We start from the raw sequence: 16,565 nt of genomic DNA on the forward strand, positions 1-16,565 counted from the left end.
TCGACAACCGACGAGGAACCAGGCCGCCTCGTCTGCCCGGACGGGACGGCTGCTCCGAGGTTGGCACCACCGGGCCGATGTGGTCAAGGCCTGACGGTGACGGGTTCCGGCGTCAGCGGGCGGGCAGGCGGCCACTCTCGACGGTGGCCAGGGCGGCGGTGGCGCCGCCGAGCGCGGCGGCGGTGCCCCCCAGTGTGGACGCCTCCAGCCGGCACCCGCCGGCCTCCGGGGCGAGCGTGCGGGCGGCCAGCTCGGCCCGGGCCGCCGGCAGCAGCCACGGCCCCAGCGTCGCGAGATGGCCCCCGACCAGCACCGCCTCGGGGTTGAGCAGGTCGGCCAGCACGGCGACCGCGTGGCCGAGGTGGCGGCCGGTCTCGGCCAGCCCGGCGCGTACGGTCGGGTCGTCCTGCCCGGCCAGGGCCTTCAGCCGGTCGAGCTCGGGCAGGAAGTCGGTGACGGGACCGTCCTCAGCGGTGTCGGGCAGCAGCCGGCGTACCACGGCCGGCAGGCCGACCAGCGCCTCCAGGCAGCCGGAGCGCCCGCAGGCGCAGGCGGGGCCGGTCGGGTCGAGGCACAGGTGCCCGATCTCGCCGGCGAAGCCCCGGCTGCCGCGCAGCAGCCGGCCGTCGACGATCGCCCCGGCGCCGATCCCCGCGCCGCCGGTGAGGTGGACCAGGTCGGTGGCCCCGGCCTGGGCGCCGTGCCGCTGCTCGGCCAGGGTGGCGAGGTTGGCCTCGTTGTCCACGGCGACGGTGAAGTCCGGGTCGCGCAGCGCGGCGCGCAACTGGTCGGCGAGGGGCACGTCGCGCCAGCCGAGCGCGGGGGACAGGGGCACGCAGCCGGCCGCGTCGACCAGGCCCGGCACCCCGACGGTCAGGCCGAGCACGGCCCGCCCCTCGCCGGCGACGCGGGCGGTGGCCCGACGGGCCAGCGCGGCGAGGGCGCGGACCGTCTCGGCCGGGGTCGCGGCCGGCGCGGCGAAGGCTCGCCGCCAGGTGAGCAGCCGGTTGCCGCCGAGGTCGACCGCCACCGCCGCGAGCTCGTCGGCGCCGACCTGGAGGCCGAGGGCGGCGTACGGCTCGCCGTCGAGGACGAGCATGGTGGCGGGGCGGCCGATCCGGTTCTCGGTCAGCCCGGTCTCGCGCACCAGCCGGCGCTCGATCAGCTCGCCGACGAGGCTGGAGACGGTGGCCTTGTTGAGCCCGGTGCGGGCCGCGATGTCGGCCCGGGAGCAGGGGGCGTGCACCCGGACGTGCCGCAGCACCACGGCCCGGTTGGCGACCCGCACGTCGCCGAGGTCCGTCGGCTGCGGGTCGTTCTGCATGCTGATCAAGATGTGCCCGCTCCCTGCGCTGCCGGTGCGCGATCCCCGGTCGGTCCGCGCGTCCATCATCGCGCACCGCGGCACCCCAGCGGACCACCGCGCGCGGCACGTCGCCTCGCGGTCGCCGCTCCCTTGTGGGTCGGATCACCGTCGATTAGTTTATTCGGCTAGTAACCCAACTAATCCTAGCCGGGCGCGCGTGCTCCGCAAGCCCCGCGTGTCAGATGAAGGGAACGCCGTGAAGCCGTCCCTGCCAGGCGTATCCACCGATCGCCGGACCCTGCTGCGTCTCGCCGGTCTCGGCGCCGCCGCGACGATGGGTGGCGCCACCCTCGCCGGCTGCAGCAAGGAGGCCGGAAGCAAGGGCAGCGCCACCCAGGCCGACGCGGTCCGGGCCGTCCTGCCCAACCACAAGCCGGCCGAGGTCCTCAAGCCGGACATCCCGGGGGAGGGGCCGATCCCGGACGGCTACCTCAGCTACCCCAAGGACCTCGTCGACGCGGTCACCGAACAGCCCGGCAAGGGCGGCGCGGCGATCCGCACCATGAGCCCCTGGTGGGGGCCGACCCCGCCGACGCTGGGCAGCAACTCCTACCTCACCGCGATCAACACCAAGCTGGGCGTCGAGATCAACCCCAGCCTCCAGGACGGCACCACGTTCGCCGACAAGCTCAACGCCATGCTCGGCGCCCGCGACGTGCCCGACCTGCTCATGGCGCCCAACTGGGAGGTCGACAAGGTCGCCCGGTTCTCCGACGCGGTCAAGGCGCTCTTCGAGGACCTCACCGACCACCTCAAGGGCGACGCCGCCGCGAAGTACCCGTACCTGGCCGCGCTGCCCACCGGGTCCTGGGAGTACTCGGTCTGGGGCGGGCGGCTGGCCGCCGTGCCGTACCCCACCGACGGTCCCTTCGCGTGGGCCCTGTTCCACCGCAAGGACCTGTTCGACAAGGCCGGCCTGGCCGCGCCGACCTCGCCCGAGGAGCTCTACGAGCTGGGCAAGAAGGCGACCGACCCGGCCAAGGGCGTCTGGGCCTTCGGCACCGTCTTCGACATGGTGCAGCAGTTCTACGGCTGCCAGCAGACCTGGCGCAAGAAGCCCGGCGGCGGCCTGGAGCACAAGTTCGAGAACCCCGCCTTCAAGGCGGCCCTGGAGTTCACGGCGAAGCTGTTCAAGGAGGGGCTGGTCCACCCGGACACGGTGTCCAGCAAGGGCGCCGACGAGAAGCAGCTGTTCAAGGCCGGCAAGATCCTGATGTTCCAGGACGGGCTCGGCGCGTGGCAGGGCCTGCAGGGCGAGCAGTCCAAGGTGCTGGCGAGCTTCAACATGCAGCCGCTGCCCGTGTTCGGCGCGGCCGGCGCGCAGCCGGTCATCTGGGGCAGCGAGAAGCCGATCTTCTTCACGTTCGTCAAGAAGGGCCTCGGCGCCGACCGGGTCGACGAGATCCTGCGGGTGCTCAACTGGTGCGCCGCACCGTTCGGCAGCCGCGAGTTCGAGCTGCGCGAGTACGGCGTGGAGGGCAAGCACTTCACCCGCGCGGCCGACGGCAGCCCGATCCCGACCGAGCTGGGCCGCAAGGAACTGGGCGGCCAGTACAACTTCTGCCGGGTCGCGGTGAAGGTCAAGAGTGGCGACACCCCGGACTACGTCCAGCAGTACCTGGACTACCTGAAGAAGAACGTCGCCCTGCTGGAGAAGGACCTGTTCGCCGGGATCAAGCTGGAGCTGCCCGCCAACTGGTCGAAGATCATCCAGCCGACCGACGACAAGATCCGCGACATCCTGCGCGGCCGCCGCCCCGTCAGCGACCTCGACCAGGTGACGAAGGAGTTCATGGCCTCCGGCGGCGAAGAGGGGCGCGCCTTCCACGAGAAGGCGCTCGCCGACAACGGCCGATGAGCGGCCCGGGCACCGCCGGCGCGGTGGACGCGCCGGCGGCGGCCGGGCAGGCCCCGCCGCCGACCCGCAAGCCCCGGGGCACCGGCCGGCGCCGGCACCGGGCCAGCCTGGGCGCGCGGCTGCGCCGGGACTGGCCGCTGCTGGCGATGACCGCGCCGGCCGCCGCGCTGCTGCTGGTCTTCCACTACCTGCCGACCCTCGGCAACGTCATCGCCTTCCAGGACTACAACCCCTTCGTCGGCGACGACCCGGTGGAGGCGTTCCTCTACAGCGAGTGGATCGGCTTCGGCAACTTCGAGGCGCTCTTCGCCGACCCCCTGTTCTGGGACGCGGTGCGCAACACCCTCACCATCACCGCGTTCCAGCTGGTGTTCTTCTTCCCGCTGCCGATCCTGCTGGCGATCCTGCTCAACAGCCTGGTCTCCGGGCGGGTGCGCGGCTTCGTGCAGAGCGTCGTCTACCTGCCGCACTTCTTCAGCTGGGTGCTGGTGGTCACGTTCTTCGTGCAGATGCTCGGCGGGGCCGGACTGCTCGCCCAGGAGATGCGCGAGGCCGGGATGCAGCCGTGGAACATCATGACCAACCCGGACACGTTCATCGTGCTGGTCACGGCCGAGGCGGTGTGGAAGGACATCGGCTGGGGCGCGATCGTCTTCCTGGCCGCGCTCGCCGCGATCGACCCCAACCTGTACGAGGCGGCGGCGGCCGACGGCGCCGGGCGGTGGCGGCGCATGTGGCACATCACGCTGCCCGGGCTGCGGCCCGTGATCGTGCTGCTGCTCATCATGCGGCTCGGCGATGCGCTGTCGGTCGGCTTCGAGCAGTTCATCCTGCAACGGGAGGCGGTCGGCCGCGACGCCGCCGAGGTCCTCGACACCTTCGTCTACTACCAGGCCATCGCCACCCAGCAGTGGGGCCTGGGCGCGGCGGCCGGGCTGTTCAAGGCGGTGGTGGGCCTGATCCTCATCCTCGCGGCCAACAAGCTCGCGCACCGGCTCGGCGAGCAGGGGGTGTACTCCAAGTCATGACAGCGCAGCTCAGTGGCATTTCACCGGTGCCGGCCGCGCCCGCTACCGGCGGCAAGCCCAACCGGCGGCGGCGCGGCAGTGCCCGGCCCCCGTGGGAGGAGCCGCCCTCGCCGGTCGGCCTGTTCGGCAAGGGCGTCGTGCTCGTCCTGCTCGTGGCGGCGGTGCTCGTGCCCCTGTGGGCGGTGCTGGTGACCAGCCTCGCCTCCCGGGAGACGATCGACGCGGCCGGCGGCATGGTGATGGTGCCCCGGGAGTTCGACCCGTCGGCGTACATCACGATCTTCAACGGCGGGCAGATCACCCGGGCCGTCTGGATCAGCACCCTGGTCACCGTCCTCGGCACGACCGTGAGCCTGGTGCTCACCGTGCTGGCCGCGTACGGGCTGTCCCGGCCGGGCTCGGTGGGGCACCGGGGCCTGCTGTTCTTCTTCCTGCTGACCTTCCTGATCTTCCCGGGGCTGGTGCCCAGCTACCTCGTGGTCACCGGGCTGGGGCTCAAGGACAGCATCTGGTCGCTGATCCTGCCCAGCGCGATCAGCGTGTTCAACCTCGTGGTCATCCGGGCGTTCTTCATGGGCGTGCCCGGTGAGCTGCTCGACAGCGCCCGCATCGACGGGGCGGGCGAGTTCCGCATCCTCACCCGGATCATGCTGCCGCTGTCGAAGGCGGTGATCGCGGTGGTCGGCCTGTTCTACGCCGTCGGCTACTGGAACGCCTACTTCAACTCGGTGCTCTACATCGACGACAACGACAAGTTCCCCATCCAGCGGGTGCTGCAGAGCTACATCCTGGCGGGCCAGTCGCCGAACGTCTCCGGGGCCGCGGTCAGCCTGCCCGGGATCACCGCGTACCCGCCGACGCTGGCGGTGAAGATGGCCGTGGTGGTGGTGACCGTCGTCCCGGCGATCATCGTCTACCCGTTCGTGCAGCGGCACTTCACCAAGGGCGTCATCACCGGCGCGGTGAAGGGCTGACATCGCGGCGTCCCGCGCGGAGCCGACACCGCGCGGGACGCCGGCCGGCGTACCCGGACACCACCACCTCGACGAACGGACGGTGCGGCATGTGGGACGAGGCCCGGCTCCGCTTCGGCGGCGACTGGAACCCCGAGCAGTGGCCCGAGGGGGTCTGGGCCGAGGACGTGGCCCTGATGCGCCGGGCGCGGGTCAACCTCGTCACCGTCGGCGTGTTCGCCTGGTCCCGCCTCGAACCCGCGCCCGGCCGGTACGACTTCGGCTGGCTCGACCGGGTGCTGGACCTGCTCGCCGACAACGGCGTCGGCGCGGCCCTGGCCACCCCGACCGCGTCGCCGCCGCCCTGGTTCTCCCTGGCCCACCCGGGCGCGCTGCCGGTGACCGCCGACGGGGTACGGCTGCACCACGGCAGCCGGGACACCTACTGCGCCGCCGCGCCGGCGTACCGGGCCGCCGCCCGGCGGATCGCCGGGGTCCTCGCCGACCGCTACGCGCACCATCCGGCGGTGGCGCTGTGGCACGTGCACAACGAGTACGGCACCGTCTGCCACTGCGAGCACGCGGCGGTGGCGTTCCGGGCGTGGCTGGCCGGGCGGCACGGCAGCCTGGACGCCCTCAACGACGCCTGGACCACCAGCTTCTGGAGCCAGCACTACTCCGACTGGGCGCAGATCAGCACCCCCCGGGCGACGCAGTACCTGGCCAACCCCGGCCAGCTGCTCGACTTCCGCCGGTTCTGGTCCGACACCCTGCTCGCCGCGTACGCCGAGCAGCGGGACCTGCTGCGGGCGGCGAACCCGGCGGTGCCCGTCACCACCAACTACGTTCTCGGAGACTGGGTGCCCGTCGACCACGCCCGCTGGGCCGCCGAGGTCGACCTGGTGGCCGTCGACCACTACCCGTCGGCCGTCGACGGCGGGGCCGAGGAACAGACGGCGCTCGCCGCGGACCTGGCCCGGGGCTGGGCCCGCCACGGCGCGCGCGCCCGGGCCGCTGCCCCGGCGGCGACCGCCCCTGACCCCCGCGCCCCCGCCGACGGCGACGGACGGCGGCCGGTGCCCGGCGACGCCGCCGACGGCGGCGCGTGGCTGCTCATGGAGAGCGCCCCGAACCTGATCTACACGGCCGGACGGATGCACACCAAGGAGCCCGGCCGGATGGCCCGGCACAGCCTGGCCCACGTCGCCCGGGGCTCGCGCGGCGCGATGTACTTCCAGTGGCGCGCCCCCGTCGGCGGGGCGGAACGCTTCCACTCCGCGCTCGTGCCGCACGCCGGCCCCGACAGCCGGGTCTTCCGCGAGACGGTGGAGCTGGGCGCGATCCTGGACCGGATCGCCGAGACCGACGGCGCGGGGGTCGAGGCGTCCGTGGCGATCGGCTGGGACGCCGCCAGCGGGTGGGCCCTGCAGCACCCCGGCCTGCCCTCGCAGCGCGTCAACCACCACGAGGAGGTCGCGGCGGCGCACCGGGCGCTGTGGCGGGCCGGCTTCGGCTGCGACGTGGTGCTGCCCGGCGACCCCGTCGACGGGTACGCGCTGCTGGTGCTCCCGGCGCTCTACCTCGCCTCCGACGCCGCCGCCGCGTGGGCCCGCGCCTACGTCGCCGGCGGCGGCCACCTCGTGGTGACCTGGCTCAGCGGCGTCGCCGACGAGCACGCCCGGGTGCGCACCGGCGGCTACCCCGGCGCGTTCCGCGACGTGCTCGGCGTCCGGGTGGAGGAGTTCCACCCGCTCGCCGACGGCGACGAGGTCCCCCTGGGCGGGGGCGGCACCGGGCGGATCTGGGCCGAGACCGTCGGGCTCGCCGGGGCCGAGACCGTCCGCGCGTACGCCGGCGGGGTGCTCGCCGGGCAGCCGGCGGTGACCCGCCACCGGCACGGCGCGGGCACCGCCTGGTACGTCTCCACCCGGCCCGACGACGAGACGTACCGGCGGCTGCTGACCGACGCGGCCCTCGCCGCCGGCGCGGCGCCGACCTGCCCCGCCGCGCCGGCCGGGGTGGAGGCGGTGCGCCGCCGGGGTGCGGCGGCGAGCTGGCTGTTCCTGCTCAACCACACCGACCGGGCGCACCGGGTGCCGGCCGCCGGCGTGGAGCTGCTCACCGGCGCGCTCGTCGACACCGCAGTGGAGGTGCCCGCCGGTGGCGTCGCCGTGGTCCGGGAGGCCCCCGCCGCCCGCTGACCGTCGGCATCCTTGCGCGTACTCACGACCGTCGATTAGTTTGTTTGGATATCAGACTAACGGTCGACTCGACCGCCGTCGGACCAGCGAGGGGAAACGCGTGGGAACCAGGGGAGCGACCGCGGTGCTGACCGCGTTGATGCTCGGCGCGACTGCCGCCGTCACCGCCGCCGCGCCCGCGCAGGCCGCGGCGGCCGGCTGCGCCGTCACCTACCGCGTCGGCGGGCAGTGGTCCGGGGGTTTCACCGCCGACGTCACCGTCACCAACCTGGGCGCCCCGGTCACCGCCTGGACGCTGACCTGGTCCTACCCCTCGGGCCAGCGGGTGACGCAGGCGTGGAACGCCACCGTCACCCAGGCCGGCACGCAGGTGACGGCCCGCAACGCGGCGTGGAACGGCGGCCTGGCCACCGGCGGCAGCACCACCTTCGGGGTGATGGGCTCGTTCGGCGCGGCCAACCCGGCCCCGACCGGCTTCGCCCTCAACGGCACCACCTGCGGCGGCGACGACCCGGGCGACCCCGGCGACCCGGGTGGGCCGTCCGGCGTGCTGGCGCAGACCCACACCGCCGGCCGGGTCGTGACCGCCGGGCAGACCGTGCAGTACAGCTGGCCCGGCATCTACTTCGAGGGCCGCTTCCGGGGCACCGGCGTCGGGCTCGTCTTCGACGACGCCGCCAACGACTACGACGTCGCGGTCGACGGCAAGGTCGTCGCCACCCTGGTCAAGCCCGGCACGACCACCCGCTGGATCGACGGGCTCGCCGCCGGCGAGCACAGCGTACGGCTCGTCAAGCGCACCGAGAGCCCGTGGAGCGCCAGCGCGTTCGGCGGCCTCGTCGCCGCCGCAGGCGGGGCCATCCTCGACCGGCCCGCCGCCCGCACCCGGCAGGTTGAGTTCATCGGCGACTCGCTGACCGTCGGCTACGGCAACACCTCCGGCACCCGCGACTGCACCGGCGACCAGGTCACCCGCACCACCAACACCGACCTCAGCTTCGGCGCGCTGACCGCCCGCGAGCTGAACGCCGACTACCAGGTCAACGCCTACTCCGGCATCGGCATGGTGCGCAACTACAACGGCGGCTCGCCGGGCGTCAGCTACGGCACCTACTACGACCGGGCGCTGCTGCACGTCGACGGCGACGTCTGGGACCGGCCCGCCACGTGGCGTCCGCAGCTCGTCGTGGTCGACCTCGGCACCAACGACTTCTCCACCCCGATCAACAGCGGCGAGCCGTGGACGGACGCGAGCCTGGCCGCCGCCTACCGCGCCACGTACGTGGCGTTCCTGGAGAAGCTGCGGGCCCGCTACGGCGCGGGCACGACGATCGTGGTCGTCGGCACGAGCCTCTTCGGGGACAAGGCCCGGCAGGTCGTCGGTGACCGCAACGCCGCCGGCGACGCCAAGGTCCGCTACTGGCACCTCGACGACGCCGGCCTGGACCTCCTGGGCTGCCACTGGCACTACTCGGTCGCCGACGACCGGCTCATCGCCGACCGGCTCGGCGACTACGTCGCCACCCTCGGCCTCGACTGGTAGCCTCCCCACCCCCGCGGCGGCCAGCCCCCACCGGGGCGGCCCCGCAGGTGGGCCACCCCGAACTCCCACGTTTCTCTCATCGTCCTCGGGTGGTGGGTCCAGACCGGCCTGTTCTGCTCTACCGGTGCGATTGCGAATCATCCGGCGGCGACGAGCCGCCCTGCTGGCCGCCGCCTGCGTGGCGGTCCTTGCGACGGTCGCGGTGGTGGCCGACCGGTGGGTCGCGCGGACGGCGGCGCAGCGGCTGTCCGACCGGCTGGCCTGCGCCGCCGGCCTCGACCGGCCGCCCACGGTCGACCTCGGCGGGTTCCCCGTGCTGCCCGGCGTGCTCACCGGTGAGCTCGGCCGGGTGAGCGTGCGGGCCGCCGACGTCACGCGCGGCGACGTGCGGGCCGCCGAGGTGGACGCCGAGCTGTCCCAGGTGCGGCTGCCCGGCGAGCAGCCGGCCCGCGTCGGCGCGCTGGACCTGCGGATCCGCGTCGGCTTCGACGCGCTGCCCGGCACGGTCGGCGAGCGCCCGGTGCAGTACCGGGGCGTCGGCGGGCTGCTCGCCGTCGAGACCACCGCGCCGATGGCCGGGCAGCAGCTTCCGGTCACCGTGCTCGCCCGGCCCGCGATCGACGCCGGCCGGCTGACCGTCACCCCCACCGAGATCGAGGTGTTGGGCATGCGGCGGCCCGCCGGTGCCAAGCTGGTGGAGCGGCTCACCGGTGGCCGCGACCTGTCCCGGCCGCTGCCCGCGCTGCCCGCCGGCCTGAGCTGGCAGGGCGTCGACGTCGCCGACGACGGCCTGCGGCTGCGCCTGACCGGACACGACCTGACCCTGCCCGGGGGCGGCGACGGCCGCCGCGCCGGCACCTGCGGAGGAAACTGATGCACGCCCGTACCGACGGTTGGACCCACCGGACGCTCAAGCGGCTGGGCGGCTGGTGCGTACGCCGGCCGTGGCGGGTCCTCGCCGCCTGGCTGCTGCTCGCGGTCGCGCTGGTCGGCGGCGTCGCCGCCTTCGGCCGGCCGGTCGACAACGACGTGGCCCTGCCCGGCAGCGACGCCCAGCTCGCCCGCGACCTGAGTGAACGCGGCGGCGGCCCCGCCAGCAGCGGCCAGGTCGTGATGCACGTCGACACCGGCCGCCTCGACGAGCCGGACCGCCGGGCGGCGCTGGAGCGCAGCGCCGCCGCGCTCGCCGCCGTGGAGCACGTGACCCGGGTCGACGGCGTCGACGCCCGCGCCGGCACCCTCAGCCCCGACGGCCGCACCGGCTACCTCACCGTCCGCCTCGACGTGCCCGCACGCGAGGTGGACAAGGCGCTCAGCCGGGCGGTGCTGGACGCGGCGCAGCCGGCCCGCGACGCGGGCGTCGAGACGGTGCCGGGCGGGGTGCTCGCCACGGCGGCCGAGCGGGGCGGCTCGCACACCGCCGAGGCCGTCGGGCTGCTCGTCGCCGCCGTGGTGCTGCTGTTCGCCTTCGGCGGCCTGGTCGCCGCGGCCGTCCCGCTGGTCACCGCGCTGTTCACCCTGGGGTGCGCGCTCGCCACGGTCGGCCTCGCCGGCCACCTGGTGTCCGTGCCGTCGGTGGCCGGCAACCTGGCCACGATGATCGGGCTGGGCGTCGGCATCGACTACGCCCTGTTCCTGATCACCCGCTACCGGGCGCTGCGGGCCGCCGGCACGCCGGCCGACGAGGCGCTGGTCGCCGCCATGGGCACCGCCGGCGCGGCGGTCGTGTTCGCCGGCGGCACGGTGGTCATCGCCCTCGGCGGCCTCGCCGTGGCCGGCGTGCCCATCCTCGGCACGCTGGGCTGGACCGCCGGCCTGGTGGTCGTGGTGGCCGTGCTCGGCGCGGTGACCCTCCTGCCGGCCCTGCTGGCCGTGCTCGGCCCCCGCCTCGACGCGCTGCCGCTGCGCCTGCGCCGCCGCGCCGCCGACGGCGGCTCCGGCTGGGCCCGGCAGGCCGAGCGGGTGACCCGCCGCCCCTGGCGGTGGGCCCTGCTCGCCGCCGCGCTGCTCGCCGTGCTCGCCGCACCCGCCGCCACGCTCACCCTCGGCCAGCTCGACGCCGGCGACGACCCGCCGGGCAGCGCCACCCGCACCAGCTTCGACCTGCTCGCCGAGGGGTTCGGCCCCGGCGTCAACGGCCCGCTCAACGTGGTCGCCGCCGTCGACCCGCCGGCCGCCGGCACCGCCGATCCCCGGCTCGTCGAGCTGACCCGCGAGCTGGCCGCCACGCCCGGCGTCGCGTCGGTGGCCCCGGTGCGCCTCGCCGACGGCGGCCGGGTCGCCACGGCCAGCGTGCAGCCGGACACCGGTCCCAGCGACCCTGCCACCGCCGCCCTGGTCGCCGACCTGCGCGACGTGCGGGTCGACGGCGTGCAGGTGCACGTCGGCGGGGCCACCGCCACCCGCGCCGACCTGGCCGACCGCGTCCGGGACCGGATGCCGTGGGTGATCGCCGTGGTCGTCGGGCTGTCCACCGTCCTGCTGTACGTGGCGTTCCGCGCCCCCGTGGTGGCGGTCAAGGCCGCCGTGATGAACCTGGTCTCGATCGGTGCCGCGTACGGGGTGCTGACGGCCGTCTTCTCCTGGGGCTGGGGGGTGGAGCTGACCGGCCTGTCCGGGCCGGTGCCCGTCGAGAGCTACGTGCCGATGATGCTGTTCGCGCTGCTGTTCGGCCTTTCCATGGACTACGAGGTGTTCCTGCTCAGCGCCGTGCAGGAGGCGTGGCGGGCGACCGGCGACAACCGGGTCGCCGTCCGCGACGGGCTCGCCGGCACGGGCCGCGTGATCACCTCCGCCGCGCTGATCATGGTGACCGTCTTCGCCGGCTTCGTCCTGCACACCGACCCGGTGATCAAGATGTTCGGCCTCGGCATGGCGGTCGCCGTGGCGGTGGACGCCACCGTGGTCCGGGGGCTGCTGGTGCCGGCGACGATGGCGCTGCTCGGCCGGGCCAACTGGTGGCACCCGGGCCGCCGGCGCCGGCCCGCCCCCGAGCCGGACAAGGCGCAGGCTCTCGCCGGACTCTCATCGAATTCCCAGCCGCCCGTGGTCTGATCCGTCGAGATGAACGCCGCCGCCGTCCGGGTCCTGGTCGTCGACGACCAGCCCAACATCGTCGACATGCTCGCCACCGTGCTGCGGTTCCACGGCTTCGACGTGGTGACCGCGACCACCGCGGCCGAGGCGCTGCGCCGCGCCGGGGAGAGCCGCCCCCGGCTCGTCGTCCTCGACGTGCTGCTGCCCGACGGCGACGGGTTCGAGGTGTGCCGGTCGCTGCGGGCCGCCGGCCACGAGATCGGCATCGTCTTCCTCACCGCCCGCGACGCCCCGCGCGACCGGATCGCCGGCCTCACCTACGGCGGCGACGACTACGTCACCAAGCCGTTCTCGGTCGAGGAACTGGTCGCGCGGGTGCGGGCGGTGCTGCGCCGCATCGGCTCCGCCCCCGTGCCCGCCACCGGCGTGCTCCGCTACGCCGACCTCGAACTCGACGAGGAGACCTGCGAGGTCCGCCGGGGCGGCCGGCTGCTGTCGCTGTCGCCGACGGAGTTCAAGCTGCTGCGCCACCTCATGCTCAACCCCGGCCGGGTGCTCTCCCGCGCCCAGATCCTCGACGCCGTGTGGCGCTACGACTTCGACGGCGCGTCGAACGTCGTCGACACCTACATCGGCTACCTGCGGCGCAAGCTGGACCCGCTCGGGCCGCCCCTGATCGAGACCCGGCGCGGCTTCGGCTACGCCCTGCGTGCGCCCGGGTGAACCGGCTGCCACTGCGCCGCAGCCTGCTGCTCGGCCTGGTCGGGCTCACCGCGACCGCGCTGGTGTCCGCCGGGCTGGTCAGCGCGCTGGCGCTGCAGGCGTACCTCATGCAGCGCACCGACGACCAGCTGCGCTCCGCCGCCGCCGTCGTCGCCACCCGGGTGAAGCAGCTCGCCGGCCAGCCCCCCGGCACGGTCCGGGCCGCCGTCGCGCCGTCGGACTACCTGGTGGAGATCCGCCACCGCGGCACGCTCACCCGGTTCTCGGCGGCCACCCCGCCGGCCACCCCGCTGCTCGACCTGTCGCCGGCACCGCCCGCCGACGGCCCGTCGGCGCCGGTCACCCTGGACGGCCGGTGGCGGGTGGTCACCGTACGCGCCGGCGAGGCCGTCGTGCTCATCGCGCTGCCGCTGGCCCCGGTGACGCAGACCGTGCGCCGGCTGGTGCTGGTCGAGCTGGCCGGCGGCGCGGCGGTGCTGCTCCTGCTGGCCGGCTCCGCGCGGCTGCTGCTGGTGCGGGGGCTGCGCCCGCTGGACCGGATCACCGCCACCGCGACCGCCATCTCCGACGGCGACCTCGACCGCCGGGTCCCCCTGGACGGCGTGCGGGTCGCCGATCCGCGCACGGAGGTGGACCGGCTCACCCTCGCGGTCAACGGCATGCTCACCCGGCTCCAAGCGGCGATCGCCGCCCGCACCCGCTCGGAGCAGCGGCTGCGGGACTTCGCCGCCGACGCCTCCCACGAGCTGCGCACCCCGCTGACCTCGATCCGCGGCTACCTGCAGATCCTGCGGCACGACATGGTCGAGCCCGGCCGCCGGGCGGAGGTGCTGGCCCGCAGCGAGGACGAGGCCGTCCGGATGGGCCGCATCCTCGACGACCTGTTCTACCTGGCCCGCCTCGACGCCGAGCCGCAGCTGCGGCACGACCGGGTGGACCTGGCGGTGCTGGCCCGCGACTCCGTCGCCGACCTGCTCGCCGCCCAGCCCGGCCGGCCCGCCCGGCTGCTGGCGCCCACGCCCGTGCCGGTCACCGGCGACGAGCACGCCCTGCGGCAGGTGCTGGCCAACCTGCTGGCCAACGTGCGCGCCCACACCCCGGCCGACGCCCCCGTCACCGTCGCCGTCGAGCCCGACGCCGACGGCGTCACGGTCCGGGTCACCGACGGCGGGCCGGGCGTCGACGCCGCGCTCGCCGAGCGGGCGTTCGACCGGTTCACCCAGGCCGAGCCGGGGCGCGGCGGCGGCAGCGGGCTGGGCCTGGCCATCGTCGCCGGCATCGTCGCCGCCCACGGCGGGAGGGTCGGCATCGAGTCCCCGCCGGGCGGCGGGACCGAGGTCTGGTTCGCCCTGCCCCGCGCCGCCGACACGCTCAGGTGACCCGCGACGGCCCGCCCGGCACCCGTTCCCAGCCGCGCCGCTCGGCCAGGCCCCGCAGCCGGTCCAGGGCGTCCCACACGTCGACATAGCGGGTGTAGAGGGGCGCGGGCCCCAGCCGCAGCCGGTCGGGGGCCCGGTAGTCGCCCACCACGCCCGCCTCGGCCAGGGCGCGGGAGATCCGCAGCGCCTCCGGGTGGTGCAGGCAGACGTGGCTGCCGCGCCGGTCGGCCTCGCGCGGGGAGGCCACCCGGAAGCCGTACGGGGTCAGCCACGCGTCGGCCAGCGTCACGATCAGCTCGCCGAGGCGGCGGCCCTTGGCGCGGACCCGGTCGATGCCGGCCTCGGCGAGCACGTCCAGCGCCGGGTCGAGCGGCGCGAGGGCGAGGATCGACGGGGTGCCGACCAGGAACCGGTCCAGGTCGGGGGCCGGGTCGTAGCCGGGCCCCATGCCGAACTGGTCGCGCCGGCCGAACCAGCCCTGGATCGGCTGGCGCAGCCGGGACTGCAGCTCGCGGCGCACATACAGGAAGGCCGGCGCGCCCGGGCCGCCGTTGAGGTACTTGTACGTGCAGCCGACCGCGAGGTCCGCGCCGGTGGCGGCCAGCTCGATCGGCACCGACCCGACGGCGTGCGACAGGTCCCACAGCACCGTCGCGCCGACCTGCCGGGCGGCGGCGTTGACGGCCGCCATGTCCAGCAGCGCCCCCGACCGGTAGGCCACCGCCGACAGCACCACCAGCGCGACGTCCCCGTCGAGCGCGGCGCGCAGCTCGTCGAGCCGCAGCCCCTCGTCGAGGTCGGAGGGGAGTAGCCGCAGCGTCAGCCCGCGCGCGGCGGCCAGCCCCTCCAGGACGTACCGGTCGGTGGGGAAGTCCTCGGCGTCCACCAGCACCGTGCGGCGGTCGCCGGCGGCGTCCAGCGCGGCGGCGGCGAGCTTGTAGAGGTTCACCGACGTGGAGTCGGAGACGACCACCTCGCCGGGACGCGCGCCGAGGGCGTGCGCGGCGAGCCGGTCGCCGATGCGCCGGCCCCACTCGATCCAGGTGGGCCAGGACCGGACGAGCCCGTCGCCCCAGCCCTGGCGGACCAGCCGGTCCAGATGCGCCGGGGTGGCCGCCGGCAGCCGGCCCAGGGAGTTGCCGTCGAGGTAGATCAGGTCGTCGTCGGCGATCACGAACCGGTCACGCAGGTCCGCGAGGGGGTCCGCGGCGTCCAGCTCCTTGGCCAGGTGGCGCGGGAAGTCGTCTCGCACGTGCCGTACCCCTTCCCGACCTGCCGGCCCCCGGCGGCGCCGGCCGGCGTCCGCACCGGCCGCCCAAGCTAGCCGGCCTGCCTGCGGCACCGGCCGGCGGCGGGTCGCCGTCCCGGCCGGTGGACGGATCTCACGTCTTCCGATATCGACGCCCGGCCACCCGTAACGCCGCTCGGATCCGGTGCGTTGTGGACGTGGAACGCGGCGATGGGGAGGCGACGTGCGTGCAGGTGACGGCGTGGATGCGGGGCGTTCGGCACCGGTGGTCCACGGCGAGGTCGCGACCCGGGATCCCGACCTCGCCCACCACACCATCGCCGCGCAGTACTCCGCCCACCGCCCCCGGTTCGCCGGCAGCGCCCTCGGCTTCCGGTTCCGGCTCGCCACCACCCAGGCGGGAGAGCTCGGCGTCGACCAGATCGTGCACTCGATGGACGCCCGGTCGTGGACGGAGCCCTACTCGGGCTTCCTGGCGGTGCACGTGCGGCGCGGGTGGTACCACTGGCGGGTCGGCCGCGACGAGCTGGCCCTGCCGCCGGGCGCGGTGGGCCGGTTCCACAACTCGCCCATGATCATGCAGTGGAGCGACGTCACCGCCAGCGTGGTGCGGCTGTCGACCGCGCACGTCGCCCGCGTCGCCGCCACCCGCACCGCCGTCGCCGTGGCCGACTTCCGGTTCGAGGGGATGGCCCCCGTCTCCGCCGCCATGGCGCGCGCCTGGGTGGGGCTGTCGGCGTTCCTCGACGCGCAGGCCGCGGCGGCGGACGAGACGCTGGCGCACCCGCTGATCCGGGCCAGCCTCGCCGAGCACGTGGCGACGACCGCGCTGGCCGTCTTCCCCAACACCACCATGACGGTCGGTTACGTGCCGGGGCCGCGCCGGGTGGAGCCGGCCGTGGTCCGGCGGGCCGTGGCCTACATCGAGGCCCACGCCGCCGAGCCGATCACCGTGGCGCAGATCGCGCAGGTCTGCGGGGTCGGCCCGCGCGGGCTCCAGGCCGCGTTCGCGCGGCACCTCGGCGTCAGCCCCACGACCCACCTGCGCCGGGTCCGGCTGGACCGCGCACACCGGGACCTCGTCGACGCCGACCCGACCGGGGGCGCGTCGGTCGCGGCGATCGCCCGCCGGTGGGGCTGGGGCAACCCGGGCCGCTTCGCCGAGGCGTACCGGCGGGCCTACGGCCGGCCGCCCAGCCACACCCTGCGGGCCTGACCGCCGGCCGGGC

The 16,565-nt window shown here is 75.2% G+C and carries 12 protein-coding genes; 10 read left to right on the forward strand and 2 right to left on the reverse strand.

Annotated features, from left to right (window positions below; genetic code table 11):
- Nucleotides 1-112: 112 nt before the first annotated feature.
- On the reverse strand, nt 113-1,324 hold the full coding sequence (locus tag LPA42_RS01080; RefSeq protein WP_228986227.1) for an ROK family transcriptional regulator: 1,212 nt from the start codon (nt 1,322-1,324) through the stop codon (nt 113-115).
- Nucleotides 1,325-1,562: 238 nt separating this feature from the next.
- Between LPA42_RS01080 and LPA42_RS01085 the strand changes: the two genes are divergently transcribed.
- From LPA42_RS01085 to LPA42_RS01125, 9 genes are all read left to right on the forward strand, one after another.
- Nucleotides 1,563-3,224 carry an extracellular solute-binding protein gene (locus LPA42_RS01085; RefSeq protein ID WP_077940199.1) on the forward strand — a complete coding sequence of 554 codons (1,662 nt, stop codon included), beginning with the start codon at nt 1,563-1,565 and terminating at the stop codon, nt 3,222-3,224.
- The gene (locus LPA42_RS01090; RefSeq protein ID WP_077940200.1) at nt 3,221-4,252 is read left to right on the forward strand and encodes a sugar ABC transporter permease; all 1,032 of its coding nucleotides are present in this window, start codon (nt 3,221-3,223) and stop codon (nt 4,250-4,252) included. Before LPA42_RS01085 ends, LPA42_RS01090 begins: the two co-directional genes overlap by 4 nt.
- Nucleotides 4,249-5,226, forward strand: a complete 978-nt coding sequence (locus LPA42_RS01095) for a carbohydrate ABC transporter permease (RefSeq protein ID WP_228986228.1) — start codon at nt 4,249-4,251, stop codon at nt 5,224-5,226. Before LPA42_RS01090 ends, LPA42_RS01095 begins: the two co-directional genes overlap by 4 nt.
- Before the next feature lie 89 nt (nt 5,227-5,315).
- Complete coding sequence (locus LPA42_RS01100; protein WP_077940202.1) at nt 5,316-7,406, forward strand: beta-galactosidase; 2,091 nt, start codon at nt 5,316-5,318, stop codon at nt 7,404-7,406.
- A gap of 139 nt (nt 7,407-7,545) precedes the next feature.
- Entirely contained in the window at nt 7,546-8,949 is a 1,404-nt protein-coding gene (locus LPA42_RS01105) for a cellulose binding domain-containing protein (protein WP_077940228.1), read from the forward strand.
- 124 nt (nt 8,950-9,073) lie between these two features.
- Entirely contained in the window at nt 9,074-9,823 is a 750-nt protein-coding gene (locus LPA42_RS01110; protein ID WP_077940203.1) for a DUF2993 domain-containing protein, read from the forward strand.
- Complete coding sequence (locus tag LPA42_RS01115; RefSeq protein ID WP_077940204.1) at nt 9,823-12,003, forward strand: MMPL family transporter; 2,181 nt, start codon at nt 9,823-9,825, stop codon at nt 12,001-12,003. The genes LPA42_RS01110 and LPA42_RS01115 overlap by 1 nt, the downstream gene beginning before the upstream one ends.
- Nucleotides 12,004-12,012: 9 nt before the next feature.
- On the forward strand, nt 12,013-12,708 hold the full coding sequence (locus tag LPA42_RS01120) for a response regulator transcription factor (protein ID WP_043969013.1): 696 nt from the start codon (nt 12,013-12,015) through the stop codon (nt 12,706-12,708).
- Complete coding sequence (locus LPA42_RS01125; RefSeq protein ID WP_198956774.1) at nt 12,705-14,087, forward strand: cell wall metabolism sensor histidine kinase WalK; 1,383 nt, start codon at nt 12,705-12,707, stop codon at nt 14,085-14,087. The genes LPA42_RS01120 and LPA42_RS01125 overlap by 4 nt, the downstream gene beginning before the upstream one ends.
- Here LPA42_RS01125 and kynU read toward each other — a convergent pair.
- Nucleotides 14,080-15,339 carry a kynureninase gene (gene kynU / locus LPA42_RS01130; protein WP_077940205.1) on the reverse strand — a complete coding sequence of 420 codons (1,260 nt, stop codon included), beginning with the start codon at nt 15,337-15,339 and terminating at the stop codon, nt 14,080-14,082. The genes LPA42_RS01125 and kynU overlap by 8 nt on opposite strands.
- Before the next feature lie 220 nt (nt 15,340-15,559).
- Here kynU and LPA42_RS34315 point away from each other — a divergent pair, with 220 nt between their 5' ends.
- On the forward strand, nt 15,560-16,552 hold the full coding sequence (locus LPA42_RS34315) for a helix-turn-helix transcriptional regulator (RefSeq protein WP_144082811.1): 993 nt from the start codon (nt 15,560-15,562) through the stop codon (nt 16,550-16,552).
- The last annotated feature ends 13 nt before the right edge of the window (nt 16,553-16,565 follow it).

The sequence above is a fragment of the Micromonospora sp. DH13 genome, assembly GCF_020873825.1.
In the GTDB taxonomy this organism is placed as follows: domain Bacteria; phylum Actinomycetota; class Actinomycetes; order Mycobacteriales; family Micromonosporaceae; genus Micromonospora; species Micromonospora haikouensis.